The following is a 12,969-nucleotide window of genomic DNA, read 5'->3' as shown; positions in this document are numbered from 1 at the left end:
GCACCATGAGGAGAACGCCATGACCACCAAGCCCCAGAAGACCGACGACGGCAAGGTACGCGGCCGGTTCATGTTGAAGCTCTCCGGAGAAGCCTTCTCCGGCGGCGGGGGCCTGGGTGTCGACCCCGACGTGGTGCACAAGATCGCCCGTGAGATCGCGGCCGTCGTGCGGGACGGCGCGGAGGTCGCCGTCGTCATCGGCGGCGGCAACTTCTTCCGCGGCGCCGAGCTCCAGCAGCGCGGCATGGACCGGGCCCGCTCCGACTACATGGGCATGCTCGGCACGGTGATGAACTGCCTCGCCCTCCAGGACTTCCTGGAGAAGGAGGGCATCGACAGCCGCGTCCAGACCGCCATCACCATGGGCCAGGTCGCCGAGCCGTACATCCCGCTGCGCGCCGTGCGCCACCTGGAGAAGGGCCGCGTGGTCATCTTCGGCGCCGGTATGGGCATGCCCTACTTCTCCACCGACACCACCGCCGCCCAGCGCGCCCTGGAGATCGACGCCGAGGCGCTGCTGATGGGCAAGAACGGCGTGGACGGGGTCTACGACTCCGACCCGAAGACGAACTCCGAAGCCGTCAAGTTCGACTCGCTCAGCTACGGCGAGGTCATCACCCAGGACCTCAAGGTCGCGGACATGACCGCCATCACGCTGTGCCGCGACAACAAGCTTCCGATCCTGGTCTTCGAGCTTCTGGCGGAGGGCAATATCGCCCGCGCCGTCAAGGGTGAGAAGATCGGCACGCTTGTGGGTGACCAAGGCAGCCAGGGCTGATGACCCTGACCGGGGGATGGACAATGTCCTGCCGGTCGGGAACCGTGCAGGAAGAAGACGCGACGCAGCCGGCCGCCGACACAGCACAGCAGCCGGGCCTACTCAAGACACGCAGGAGCAAGTGGTGATCGAAGAGACCCTCCTCGAGGCCGAGGAGAAGATGGAGAAGGCCGTCGTGGTCGCCAAGGAGGACTTCGCCGCGATCCGCACCGGTCGTGCGCACCCGGCGATGTTCAACAAGATCGTGGCCGACTACTACGGCGCGCTGACGCCGATCAACCAGCTGGCCTCGTTCTCCGTACCGGAGCCGCGGATGGCCGTGGTGACCCCGTTCGACAAGTCCGCGCTGCGGAACATCGAGCAGGCGATCCGCGACTCGGACCTGGGTGTCAATCCCAGCAACGACGGCAACATCATCCGGGTGACGTTCCCCGAGCTGACCGAGGAGCGCCGCAAGGACTACATCAAGGTGGCCCGGGCCAAGGCCGAGGACTCCAAGGTGTCCATCCGCGCCGTCCGTCGCAAGGCCAAGGACGCGCTGGACAAGCTCGTCAAGGACAAGGAGTCCGGCGAGGACGAGGTCCGTCGTGCGGAGAAGGAGCTCGACGACACCACGGCGAAGTACGTCGCCCAGGTGGACGAACTCCTCAAGCACAAGGAAGCGGAGCTGCTCGAGGTCTGATGAACGACTCTTCCTGGGGGGCGCCGCCACAAGCCGGGTACTGGGGGCCGTCCGACCAAGGGCCTGTCCAGGGGGCTGCCCCGGCGGGTCCCACGTACGATGCGCCTGAGGCGCAGCAGACTCGCCCCATGTCCATCGTGCCCGACGAGCCCGCATACGGCGGACACCAGGATGACGACCGGGGGGCCGCTCGGCTGAGCGGCCCCTTGTTCCGCGACGAGACGCAGCAGCCGCCGTACGACGTTCGGCAGCCGTTGCCGTACGACCCGCGGACGCAGCCCTCTGACACGCCGCAGGCGCAGCCCTACGGGGCGGTGCCGCAGAATCCGGAGCCCATGCCCGACGTCCCGCCACCGGCGCCCGCCCCGCAGAAGAAGAGCGCGGGCCGGGACCTGGGTGCGGCCATAGGGGTCGGGGTCGGACTCGGCGCGGTGATCATCGCGTCCCTGTTCGTCGTCAAGGCCGTGTTCGTCGGCGTCGTGGCGGTCGCCGTCGTCGTGGGCCTGTGGGAGCTGACCTCGCGGCTTCAGGAGCGCAAGGGCATCAAGGCGCCCCTCGTGCCCCTCGCGGTCGGCGGTGCGGCGATGGTCGTCGCCGGCTACGTCCGGGGTGCCGAGGGCGCCTGGGTCGCCATGGCGCTCACCGCGCTCGCGGTCCTCGTCTGGCGGATGACGGAACCGCCCGAGGGCTATCTGAGGGACGTCACGGCGGGCGTCTTCGCGGCGTTCTACGTGCCGTTCCTGGCCACGTTCGTCGCCCTGATGCTCACCGCCGACGACGGCGCCTGGCGCGTCATGACGTTCCTGCTGCTGACCGTGGTCAGCGACACGGGCGCCTACGCCGTCGGCTGGCGCTTCGGCACGCACAAGCTCGCCCCGCGCATCAGCCCCGGGAAGACCCGCGAGGGCCTGTTCGGGGCGGTGTCGTTCGCGATGGTGGCGGGCGCGCTGTGCATGCAGTTCCTGATCGACGACGGCAGCTGGTGGCAGGGCCTGATCCTGGGCTTCGCGGTCGCGGCCAGTGCCACCCTGGGCGACCTCGGCGAGTCCATGATCAAGCGAGACCTCGGCATCAAGGACATGGGCACGCTCCTGCCGGGCCACGGCGGCATCATGGACCGGCTGGACTCCTTGCTGCCCACGGCGCCGGTGGTGTGGCTGCTGCTGGTGCTGTTCGTCGGCTCCGGCTGAAACACGGTTTGACCTGCTGTTTTGTGCGTGAGGGGCTTGTTGTCCACAGGGCGGCGAGTCCCTCTTCGTATGTCTGCGACACTGGTAGGGCCATGCCTAAGCCCGGAGAACTCACATTCGTCGCCCCCCGCGGAGCCCAGAAGCCGCCGCGGCACCTCGCCGACCTTACGCCCGCCGAGCGCAAGGAAGCCGTCGCCGCGGTCGGGGAGAAGCCGTTTCGCGCCAAGCAGCTCTCGCAGCACTACTTCGCGCGGCTCGCGCACGACCCGGCGGAGTGGACCGACATCCCCGCCGCCTCGCGCGCCAAGCTGCGGGAGGCGCTGCTCCCTGAGCTGATGACCGTCGTGCGGCATCTTTCGACCGACCAGGACACCACCCGCAAGACGCTGTGGCGGCTGTTCGACGGGACGCTCGTCGAGTCCGTGCTGATGCGGTACCCGGACCGGGTCACCATGTGCATCAGCTCGCAGGCGGGGTGTGGCATGAACTGCCCGTTCTGCGCGACCGGTCAGGCCGGCCTGGACCGCAATCTGTCGACCGGCGAGATCGTGCACCAGATCGTGGACGGCATGCGGGCGCTGCGCGACGGCGAGATCCCCGGCGGGCCCGCGCGGCTCTCCAACATCGTCTTCATGGGCATGGGCGAGCCCCTCGCCAACTACAAGCGGGTCGTCCAGTCCATCCGCGCCCTCACCGACCCCGAGCCGGACGGCCTCGGCCTCTCGCAGCGCGGGATCACCGTCTCGACGGTCGGACTCGTCCCGGCGATCCACCGCTTCGCGGACGAGGGGTTCAAGTGCCGCCTCGCGATCTCGCTGCACGCGCCGGACGACGAGCTGCGCGACACCCTGGTCCCGGTGAACACCCGCTGGAAGGTCCGCGAGGTCCTCGACGCGGGCTGGGAGTACGCGGCGAAGTCGGGCCGCCGTCTGTCCATCGAGTACGCGCTGATCCGCGACATCAACGACCAGGCGTGGCGCGGTGACCGCCTCGGCCGCCTCCTCAAGGGCAAGCCGGTGCACGTCAACCTCATCCCGCTGAACCCGACGCCGGGCTCGAAGTGGACCGCCTCCCGCCCCGAGGACGAGAAGGCGTTCGTCGAGGCCATCGCGGCCCACGGGGTGCCGGTCACCGTCCGGGACACCCGCGGCCAGGAGATCGACGGAGCGTGCGGCCAGCTCGCCGCGACCGAGCGGTAGGCTGACCGGCGTAGGTACATCTTCATATTCCGACAGGGGAGCGCCACAGCGCTGAGAGTGCGGGATTGTCCGCAGACCCTCTGAACCTCGCCCAGGTCATTCTGGGTAGGAAGTTCGGTCATCACTCTTGCTGTTGCGCCCTGCCCACGTCCTGTGGGCGGGGCCGCGTCTCTTCCTGGACACCCCAGGAGGAATCCAGTGCACACCAGGACATTCATCGCCGCGGCCGTCGGGCTCGGCCTGCTCACGCTCTCCGCGTGCGGCTCGTCCGACAGCGGCAGCGGCGCCGACTCCAAGACCGTCACCCTCGTCAGCCACGACTCGTGGGCCGTCTCGAAGAGCGTCCTCAAGGATTTCGAGAAGCGGTCCGGCTACACCGTCAAGGTCCTCAAGGACGGCGACGCCGGCCAGGCCGTCAACAAGGCGATCCTCACCAAGGACAACCCCCAGGGCGACGTCTTCTTCGGCGTCGACAACACCCTGCTCTCCCGCGCCCTCGACAACGGCCTCTTCCAGTCCTACGACGCGAGGGGCTCCGCGCTCGTCAAGCCCGAGTACCGCGTCGACCAGGCCAAGCACCGGGTCACGCCCATCGACACCGGCGACATCTGCGTCAACTACGACAAGGCCTACTTCAGCAAGCACAAGCTGACCCCGCCGGCCTCCTTCGCCGATCTGGTCAAGCCGGAGTACAAGAACCTCCTTGTCACCGAGAACGCGGCCACCTCCTCGCCCGGCCTCGGCTTCCTGCTCGGCAGCGCGGCGCAGTACGGGGATGGGGGAGGCTGGCAGACGTACTGGAAGAAGCTCAAGGCCAACGGCGTGAAGGTCGTCGACGGCTGGGAGCAGGCCTACGACCAGGAGTTCTCCGGGTCCGCGGGCGGCAGGAAGGCGGGCGGTGACCGGCCCCTCGTCGTCTCGTACGCCTCGTCGCCGCCCGCCGAGGTCATCTACGCCGACCCGAAGCCGACCACCGCGCCCACCGGGGTCTCGTACGGCACCTGCTTCCGGCAGACCGAGTACGCGGGGCTGCTCAGCAACGCGAAGAACACCAAGGGCGGCAAGGCGTTCCTCGACTTCCTGCTCACCAAGGAGTTCCAGCAGGACATGCCGCTCAACATGTTCGTCTACCCGGTGATCCAGGGCGCCCAGGTACCGCGGGAGTTCGAGCAGTACGGCCGTCAGGCCCCGGACCCCGAGACCATGGCGCCCGCGAAGATCGCCGCCGACCGGGACCAGTGGGTCAAGTCGTGGACCTCGCTCGTACTGAAGTAGCCCCGCCGAAGACGCGGAGAGCCCGCGGGGGCGGCGCGGCGCGGCTCGGCCTGATGGCCCTGCCCGTCGCGTTCTTCGCGGTGTTCTTCGCCTACCCCGTCGCCGCGATCGTCGGACGCGGTCTGAAGGTCGACGGCGCCTGGCAGTTGGGCCGCGTCCGGGACGTGCTGGTCGAGTCCGACATCCGGCACGTGCTGTGGTTCACCACCTGGCAGGCGCTCGCGTCCACCGCGCTCACGCTCCTGATCGCGCTCCCCGGCGCGTATGTCTTCGCGCGCTTCGACTTCCCGGGCCGGCATGTCCTGCGGGCTGTCGTGACGGTTCCGTTCGTGCTGCCGACGGTCGTCGTCGGTACGGCCTTCCTCGCGCTCGTCGGCCGGGGCGGACTCCTCGACGACCTGTGGGGCGTACGGCTGGACACCACCGTGTGGGCCATCCTGCTCGCGCACGTCTTCTTCAACTACGCGGTCGTCGTACGGACGGTGGGCGGTCTCTGGGCGCAGCTCGACCCGCGTCAGGAGGAGGCCGCGCGGATGCTCGGCGCCTCCCGGTCGCGGGCCTGGCGGACGGTGACACTGCCCGCGCTCGGGCCCGCCGTGGCCGCCGCCGCGCTGATGGTCTTCCTCTTCACCTTCACCTCCTTCGGCGTGGTCCAGATCCTCGGCGGCCCGACCTTCTCCACCCTCGAAGTCGAGATCTACCGCCAGACCTCCGAGGTCTTCGACCTGTCCACGGCCGCCGTCCTGACGATCGTGCAGTTCGTCGCGGTCGGCGCGATCCTCGCCGTGCACGCCTGGACGGTACGGCGGCGGGAGAGCGCCCTGCGGCTCGTGGACCCGGCGGTGACCGCACGGCGCCCGCGCGGGGCAGGCCAGTGGACCCTGCTGGCCGGGGTCGTCGCGTCCATCGCCGTGCTGCTTCTGCTGCCGCTCGCCGTGCTCGTCCAACGCTCGCTGGACACAGCGGACTTCGGCTACTACCGCGCGCTGACCCACGACGACGGAGGCACCTTCCTGGTGCCGCCGATCGCCGCGATCGGCAATTCGCTGGAGTACGCCGTCGCCGCCACCGCCATCGCCGTGGTGATCGGCGGACTCGCCGCCGCCGCCCTCACCCGGCGGGATGCCGGGCGGCTGGTGCGGGGCTTCGACGCGCTGCTGATGCTGCCGCTCGGGGTGTCGGCGGTGACCGTCGGCTTCGGTTTCCTGATCTCGCTCGACAAACCTCCGCTGGATCTGCGGAGTTCATGGATTCTGGTGCCGCTCGCGCAGGCGCTGGTCGGCGTCCCCTTCGTCGTACGGACGATGCTGCCCGTGCTGCGGGCGGTGGACGGGCGGCTGCGGGAGGCCGCGGCCGTGCTCGGGGCGTCGCCGTGGCGGGTGTGGCGCGAGGTCGATCTGCCGCTGGTGCGAAGGGCGTTGCTGATCGCGGCCGGGTTCGCGTTCGCGGTGTCGCTGGGCGAGTTCGGGGCGACCGTGTTCATCGCTCGGCCCGACAACCCGACCCTGCCGGTCGCGGTGGCCCGGCTGCTGTCGCGCCCCGGCGATCTCAACTACGGCCAGGCGATGGCCCTTTCGACGATTCTGATGCTGGTGTGCGCGGTGGCCCTGCTGGTCCTCGAGCGGCTGCGCACCGACCGGACCGGGGAGTTCTAGATGCCGCCGAACGTGCCGCCGAACACGCCGCTGAACGTGTCGCCGAGCCTTCCGCCGACCATGCTGTTGAGCCTTGAGGACGCGACCGTACGGTTCGGTGGGCGCCCGGTGCTGGACGCCGTCGGCCTGGATGTCGCCGAGCACGAGATCGTGTGTGTGCTCGGGCCCAGCGGCAGCGGCAAGTCGACACTGCTGCGGGCGGTCGCCGGTCTCCAACCCCTTGACTCCGGGCGGGTGTTGCTCGACGGCAGGGACCAGTCCGGGGTGCCCGCGCACAAGCGGGGCGTGGGTCTGATGTTCCAGGACCATCAGCTGTTCCCGCAGCGGGACGTGGCCGGCAACGTGGCCTTCGGGCTGCGCATGCACGGGGCGTCCAAGCGGCAACAGGACGAGCGGGTGGGCGAGTTGCTCGACCTGGTCGGACTGCCGGGTGCGGCCCGCCGTGCCGTCACCGGGCTGTCCGGCGGTGAGCAGCAACGGGTGGCGCTCGCCCGGGCGTTGGCGCCCACGCCCCGGCTCCTCATGCTCGACGAACCGCTCGGCCAGCTCGACCGGTCCCTGCGGGAGCGGCTGGTCGTCGAACTCCGGGAACTCTTCGGCACGTTGGGCACGACCGTGCTCGCGGTCACGCACGACCAGGGCGAGGCGTTCGCGCTCGCCGACCGGGTCGTGGTCATGCGGGACGGGCAAATCGCCCAGTCCGGTACGCCGCTTGAGGTCTGGCAGCACCCCGCCGACGAGTTCGTGGCCCGCTTCCTCGGCTTCGACAACGTGGTGGAGGCCACGGTCGCGGGGGAGGCCGCCGACACCCCCTGGGGCAAGGTCCCGGTCCCCGAGAACGCCCCCCAGGGCACCCGCAGCCTCCTCGTACGCCCCGCGGGGGTACGGCTGTTGCCCGCCGACGAGGGCCTGCGCTGCACGGTCGCCGCCCGCACCTTCAAGGGCACCCATGTCTCCGTACAGCTCCAGCCGGAGGACGCGCCCCGTCTGGAGGCGGCCTGCGCGCTGCGGGCGGCGCCGGAGGTCGGGAGCGCGGTCGGGGTGGAGTTCGACGCGGCGGAGATCGTCGTACTCGGCGACTAGCCCGCCCGCGGGACACCCGCCCCCGACCTGAAACGCGTACGCGGGTCACTCGCCCCTGACCTGAAACGCGTACGAGGGTCACCCGCCCCTGCACCGAACCGCGTACGCGGGTTACTCGCCCCTGAACCAACCCCCGCCCGCGGGTCACCGGCCTCCTGAACCAACCCGCGCCCGCGAGCCGTCCGCCTCCTGAACCAACCCGCGCCCGCGAGTCGTCCGCCCCCTGAACCAACCCGCGCCTGCGGGTCGCCCGCCCCCCGAACCGGACCGCGCATGCGTGTGGCCCGTCCCCACGAACCGGACGGGCCACACCAGCGGGTTTTTCAGCGGCTGTTGATCAGCTGCCGGTCTTCGCACCGCGGCGGCGCATGCCGAAGTAGACGGCTCCGCCGCCCACGACGACGAAGGCGCCCGCGATGCCGGCGATCAGGCCGGTGTTGGAGTTCGCACCGGTCTCGGCGAGGTTCGAGGAACCGGCCGCCGGGGACGGGGCGTTGTCCGTGGTCGTCGCGGGAGCGGTGCTGCTCTCCGAGGCCGACGGGGTCGGGCTGTCTGACTCGGCCGGGGTCGAGGCGGTCTCCGACGGGGTCGGGGAGGCCTCGGTCGGCGTCGGGGTCGGGCTGGGCGACTCCTCGGCCTTGCAGGCCTTGGACGGCGTGGTCAGGTTCGGCGTGATGTCCTTGTCGACCTGGTTGCCGGCCTTGACGTGAACGCGGTACGTCGCGTTCGGCTGCCAGTCCTCGGCGAAGGTGATGGTGACGCCCTCGCGCGAGCCCTTGACGGTCTGCGCCGTACCGATCTGCTTGGCGTCGGCGCCGTTGTTCTCCAGGAACACCGTGATGGTCGCCTCGGTGGCCGAGGCGTCCTTGTCGGTGACGGTGATGACACCGTTGGTGCCGTCACAGGTCGCTTCGGCGGAGAACTCGCTGATGTTGCAGGCGAGCGCGTTGCCCGCAAAACCGAGCGCGAGTGCGGCCGAGGCGGAGGCGACACCGAGGATGCGTACGGAACGTCGAGATATGGACACGTTTGCCCTTCACGGGATGTGCAACTGCGGGGGGTTTAGGGGGAGATGGAGCGGCAATGAGGTGAGGCACCACTGCCCCCAGGAGTCTCACTGGTCTATAAGTGCTGCGTAAGCAGTGTCAATGCATATGCGGTGTGTGGCAGTTGCCTTTACCCGTCCTTTAATCAGAGAGACGTTTCAGCGCCTCCGGAGCCTCCTCGATCCGGTCAACGAGGGCGATACGGGCCTCCATTGGCCGTTCCCGGGCAAGTGCACGCAGCAGCGGCCACGTCGGCAGCCGCTCCGTCCAGTGCTCCCGGTCCACGAGCACCATCGGGGTGGGCTCGCCGCGCGACTCGTAGTAGTTCGGCGTCGCGTTGTCGAAGATCTCCTGCACGGTCCCGGCCGCGCCCGGCAGGAACACCACTCCGGCGTTCGAGCGGGCCAACAGGCCGTTCTCGCGGGTGGCGTTGGCGAAGTACTTGGCTATGTGCGAGGCGAAGGCGTTCGGCGGCTCGTGGCCGTAGAACCAGGTCGGGATGCCGATCGAGTGGTTGCCCTTCGGCCAGCGGGTGCGGACCTCGAAGGCACTCCGGGCCCAGTCGGTGACGGAGGGCCTGAACGACGCCGATCCGGTCAGGAGTTCGCACGCCTCCTCCAGCATCGCGTCCTCGTACGGCGCCGCGTACGCGCCCAGGTTGGCCGCCTCCATCGCGCCGGGGCCCCCGCCGGTCGCCACGGTGTAGCTGGCGCGGCTCAGCTCGCGGCCCAGGCGCGCGGCACCGCCGTAGGCCTCCGTGCCGCGGGCCATCGCGTGGCCGCCCTCCCCCAGTCTCGGCTTCGCTCGACCGGGAGGTGCCCCCATCACCCACCACCCGTGCCCCGCGCAGGAGTTCGTCGAGGGCGTCGGAGATCGAGTCGTCGTGGACGGCGCGCAGCATCGACGCGTATATGTCGCCGTCGGCCTTGGTCCGCTGGAACCAGCCGTACGCGAGCGCGTCCGGGGTCTGCTCGTAGCCCTGGTCGAGCGAGGCGAACAGCTCGGCGGGCGTGTAGAGATGACCGCGGTAGGGGTCGAAGGGGAGGTGCGGGACGGGTGGGAAGACCAGGGCGCCGTCGGCGCGGACCTTGGCCGCCGCCTCGTCGCGCATCGGGCAGCCGAGGAAGACGGCGCCCGAGGTGTCCGTGGTGAGCAACTCCCGCGTACGGTCCGTCAGGTCGACGCCCTGGACGCGGTGTCCCGCGAGAGTGCCGCGGGACGAGACGGTCGCGTCGAAGTCCTCGACCGTCTCGATCTCGCGTTCGTCGTGATGGGCCGCATGGGCCGGGCTCGTCTGCACGCGCCCATGCTAGGCACCGGGCCGGTCAGCCCTGGACGGCCGCCGGGTCCATCCACACGATCTCCCAGGAGTGGTTGTCCAGGTCCTCGAAGGAGCGGCCGTACATGAAGCCCTGGTCCTGGATGTCGTCGTTGGCGGTGCCGCCCGCCGCGACCGCCTTGTTGATCAGCTCGTCGACCTTCTCGCGGCTCTCGGCGCTCAGGCACAGCAGCACCTCGCTGGTCTTGGCCGAGTCGGCGATCTCCTTCTTCGTGAAGTCGCTGTAGCGCTTCTTCTCCAGGAGCATCGCGATGATCGTCTCGCTGATCACCACACACGTGGTGTCGTCCGTGCTGAACTGGGGGTTGATCGAGAAACCGAGCTCGGTGAAGAACTTCTTCGACGCGGCGGCGTCGTCCACGGCCAGGTTCACGAAGATCATCTGCTGGTACATGCTGGGGCCTCTCCCATCGGGCGTGCGTGCTGATCGGTGGGTAGACCGGCGCTCCGCGGAAAACTCATCGGTGGGCGAGCGGAAGTGCCGCGAGTTCGGCGATCACGACGGTCAGCGGTACGAACAGGGCGAGCAGCGCACCCGCGCGCAGAGCCGCCGCGCTGCGCAGCACGGTGGCCGGGGCGCCCAGCCGTACCAGCGCGGCCGTGGTGTCGGCGCGGGCCTGCCGGGCCTCGACGGCGGCGGTGCACAGGGTCGCCACCGTGCAGCCGGCCACCAGGAGCGTGCCGAGGGTGGTGAGCGGGCCGACGGCCGCGTCCGTGTCGTGGAGCGCGGTCATCGCGTACGCGCCCGACGCCACCGCGCAGACCACGCCCAGCGGGCGGCCGATGCGGGTCGCCTCCTCCATGAGGACCCGGCCGGCGAGGAGCCGGAGGGCGCCCGGGCGCACGGCCTGGAGGAGCCGACCGCACAGGTGGGTGAGGCCGGGGCCCGCGAGGGCGAGCCCGAGCGCGGTCAGCACCCAGCCGGCCAGCACGCCCGCGGGGCCGCCCGCGTGACCGCCGGGCATCGACAGCCCGTCGGTGTCCGCCGTCCGGTTCGCGTACGCCTCGACGGCCAGACCGGCGGCGAGCACCGCCACGCCCCAGGGGAGGCCCTTGGGGACCTCGCGGGGGGCCGGGGGGCGGGTGGGGTCGAGGTCGACCGGGCCCGTGACGGTGGCGGTCGGCTCGGCGTCGGCCGAGGGCTCGGGCGCCGGGGCGGGCGTCTCCTCGGCCGCCGCCGTACGGCCGCCCGTTCGCAGGCGGGCGCCGAACCTGCCGTAGGCCCCGAAGGTCTCGCGGGTGTTCGACCTGCCGTAGGCGCCGAAGCGGCCGTAGGGCCTCGGGGTGCCCTTCGGGGAGGTGTCCCTCGGGCGGAGGGTCAGGGCCACCGAGACGGACGCGGTCACGGGGACGACGGCGAGCAGGGTGAGGGCGGCGGGGAGGGGGAGGGGGGTGTCCGAGGCGAGGAACTCCGCCGCCGCTCCGTCGAAGGGCATGCCGGTGAGGTCGCCCCGGAGGTGGAGGAAGAAGAGGAGGGCCAGCATCGAGCCGAGGGTGCAGGCCAGCGCGGTCGTGGTCGCCGAGATCGCCATCAGGCGGCCGGGGCCGAGGCCGATCGCGGAGAGGCCGGGGCGGGGTTTCGTCGCCGGGTCGGTGCGGGCGACGGCCACCGCGAAGTAGACCGTGGCCGCCAGCGGGGTCGCGCACCAGGCGAGGCGGAGGGCCGCGGCGGCGGGGGAGTCGGGGTGGCCCATCGCGTAGCCGAGGGTGCACAGCAGCAGGAAGCCCGTGCCCGCCGAGGCCACCGCGACCAGCAGCCGGCGCAGTTGGACGGCGGGGTGCGAGCCGCGGGTCAGACGGAGAGCGAGCACGCGGCCCGGCCTTCCGCCTCGGTGACCGGGGGAAGGTGGACCGTGTTCACCCGGCGTCCGTCGAGGAGCGAGACCGTGCGGTCCGCGAGGGCCGCGGTCTCCGCCTCGTGGGTGGCGAGGACGACCGTGATGCCGTGCGAGCGGGCCGCTGTCGTGAGCGTGCGCAGGACCTGGGCGCGGTCCGCGCGGTGCAGCGGGGCCGTCGGCTCGTCGGCGAACAGGACCGTGGGCGCCGGGGCCAGCGCGCGGGCGATCGAGACGCGCTGGCGCTCCGCCTGGCGCAGCTCGTGCGGGCGCTTGCGGGCGTGGTCGCCGATGTCGAGGCGGTCCAGCCACTCCAGGGCGGCGGTCTTGGCGCGGCGGCGGCTGGTGCCGCGCAGCATCAGGGGGAGGGCCGCGTTCTCCCAGGCGTTCAGCTCCGGGACGAGCACGGGGGCCGGGTCGATCCAGCCGAAGCGGTCGCGGCGCAGCCGTTCCCGGGTGAGCGGGCCCATGGTGTGCACGGGCACGCTGTTGAACCAGACCTCGCCGCGGCCGGGGCGCTCCAGGCCGGAGAGGCAGCGCAGCAGGGTCGTCTTGCCGCTGCCGCGCGGGCCGCTGACGGCGAGGATCTCGCCCTCCCGGACACCGAGCGAGACACCGCCCAGCGCGGGCGTTCCGTCGTGGTGCTGGAAGTGCAGGGCGCGTGCCCAGAGCACGTCGTTGTCCGGCGGGGCCACCATGCGCGTACACCTCGTTCTGATCCGTATTCCGTACCGCGTCCCCCTTGCGGGGGAACGAGGACGAGGCCGATCGGTTACCAGGCACGCTAAGGACGATGGGGGCGCGACCCCGGACAGCACACGGCCCGGGGTGCACCCTTCTCACTCGAACGGGTGCACCCCGGGCCGTATAAACCGTTGAATCGCCGA

General features: G+C 70.9%; 11 protein-coding genes, 1 pseudogene and 1 riboswitch. Of the genes and pseudogenes, 7 read left to right on the top strand and 5 right to left on the bottom strand.

The genetic code is table 11. The features are described 5' to 3' along the window. Positions 1-19: 19 nt before the first annotated feature. The 7 genes from pyrH to ACIRB1_RS40370 all read left to right on the top strand — a co-directional run bounded on the left by pyrH (position 20) and on the right by ACIRB1_RS40370 (position 7,862). Positions 20-778 (top strand): UMP kinase, encoded by a 759-nt coding sequence (gene pyrH, locus ACIRB1_RS40400; protein ID WP_266772967.1) that lies wholly within the window; start codon positions 20-22, stop codon positions 776-778. A gap of 124 nt (positions 779-902) precedes the next feature. After that, positions 903-1,460, top strand: a complete 558-nt coding sequence (gene frr, locus ACIRB1_RS40395; RefSeq protein WP_266772968.1) for a ribosome recycling factor — start codon at positions 903-905, stop codon at positions 1,458-1,460. Then, a complete protein-coding gene (locus ACIRB1_RS40390; RefSeq protein WP_403469015.1) occupies positions 1,460-2,650 on the top strand; it encodes a phosphatidate cytidylyltransferase in 1,191 nt (396 codons plus the stop codon). The genes frr and ACIRB1_RS40390 overlap by 1 nt, the downstream gene beginning before the upstream one ends. 92 nt (positions 2,651-2,742) lie before the next feature. Then, the gene (gene rlmN / locus ACIRB1_RS40385; RefSeq protein ID WP_352182249.1) at positions 2,743-3,849 is read left to right on the top strand and encodes a 23S rRNA (adenine(2503)-C(2))-methyltransferase RlmN; all 1,107 of its coding nucleotides are present in this window, start codon (positions 2,743-2,745) and stop codon (positions 3,847-3,849) included. A 24-nt stretch (positions 3,850-3,873) separates the two neighbouring features. Beyond that, a riboswitch (TPP riboswitch) is annotated at positions 3,874-3,979 on the top strand. A gap of 68 nt (positions 3,980-4,047) precedes the next feature. Beyond that, positions 4,048-5,124 (top strand): thiamine ABC transporter substrate binding subunit, encoded by a 1,077-nt coding sequence (locus tag ACIRB1_RS40380; protein ID WP_403469014.1) that lies wholly within the window; start codon positions 4,048-4,050, stop codon positions 5,122-5,124. Positions 5,125-5,177: 53 nt separating this feature from the next. Beyond that, positions 5,178-6,779: an ABC transporter permease gene (locus ACIRB1_RS40375; RefSeq protein ID WP_403469013.1), complete on the top strand. Its 1,602-nt coding sequence runs from the start codon at positions 5,178-5,180 to the stop codon at positions 6,777-6,779. Then, positions 6,780-7,862: an ABC transporter ATP-binding protein gene (locus ACIRB1_RS40370; RefSeq protein ID WP_403469012.1), complete on the top strand. Its 1,083-nt coding sequence runs from the start codon at positions 6,780-6,782 to the stop codon at positions 7,860-7,862. 337 nt (positions 7,863-8,199) lie between these two features. On the opposite strand, the gene ACIRB1_RS40365 is transcribed toward ACIRB1_RS40370, so the two are convergent. The 5 genes and pseudogenes from ACIRB1_RS40365 to ACIRB1_RS40345 form a co-directional block, all read right to left on the bottom strand. Then, the gene (locus ACIRB1_RS40365) at positions 8,200-8,889 is read right to left on the bottom strand and encodes an LAETG motif-containing sortase-dependent surface protein (RefSeq protein WP_352182247.1); all 690 of its coding nucleotides are present in this window, start codon (positions 8,887-8,889) and stop codon (positions 8,200-8,202) included. A 160-nt stretch (positions 8,890-9,049) separates the two neighbouring features. Continuing rightward, positions 9,050-10,208: pseudogene (locus ACIRB1_RS40360) on the bottom strand (LOG family protein). A 25-nt stretch (positions 10,209-10,233) separates the two neighbouring features. Beyond that, the gene (locus ACIRB1_RS40355; RefSeq protein WP_352182246.1) at positions 10,234-10,641 is read right to left on the bottom strand and encodes a VOC family protein; all 408 of its coding nucleotides are present in this window, start codon (positions 10,639-10,641) and stop codon (positions 10,234-10,236) included. A 64-nt stretch (positions 10,642-10,705) separates the two neighbouring features. Next, positions 10,706-12,058 carry a hypothetical protein gene (locus ACIRB1_RS40350; RefSeq protein ID WP_403469011.1) on the bottom strand — a complete coding sequence of 451 codons (1,353 nt, stop codon included), beginning with the start codon at positions 12,056-12,058 and terminating at the stop codon, positions 10,706-10,708. Then, positions 12,040-12,780 (bottom strand): ATP-binding cassette domain-containing protein, encoded by a 741-nt coding sequence (locus ACIRB1_RS40345; protein ID WP_352182244.1) that lies wholly within the window; start codon positions 12,778-12,780, stop codon positions 12,040-12,042. Before ACIRB1_RS40345 ends, ACIRB1_RS40350 begins: the two co-directional genes overlap by 19 nt. Positions 12,781-12,969 lie beyond the last annotated feature (189 nt).

Source organism: Streptomyces sp. NPDC096013 (genome assembly GCF_044763565.1).
Taxonomy (GTDB): domain Bacteria; phylum Actinomycetota; class Actinomycetes; order Streptomycetales; family Streptomycetaceae; genus Streptomyces.
The sequence above is the reverse complement of the archived record's forward strand: the minus strand, read 5'-3'. Positions and strand labels throughout refer to the sequence as shown.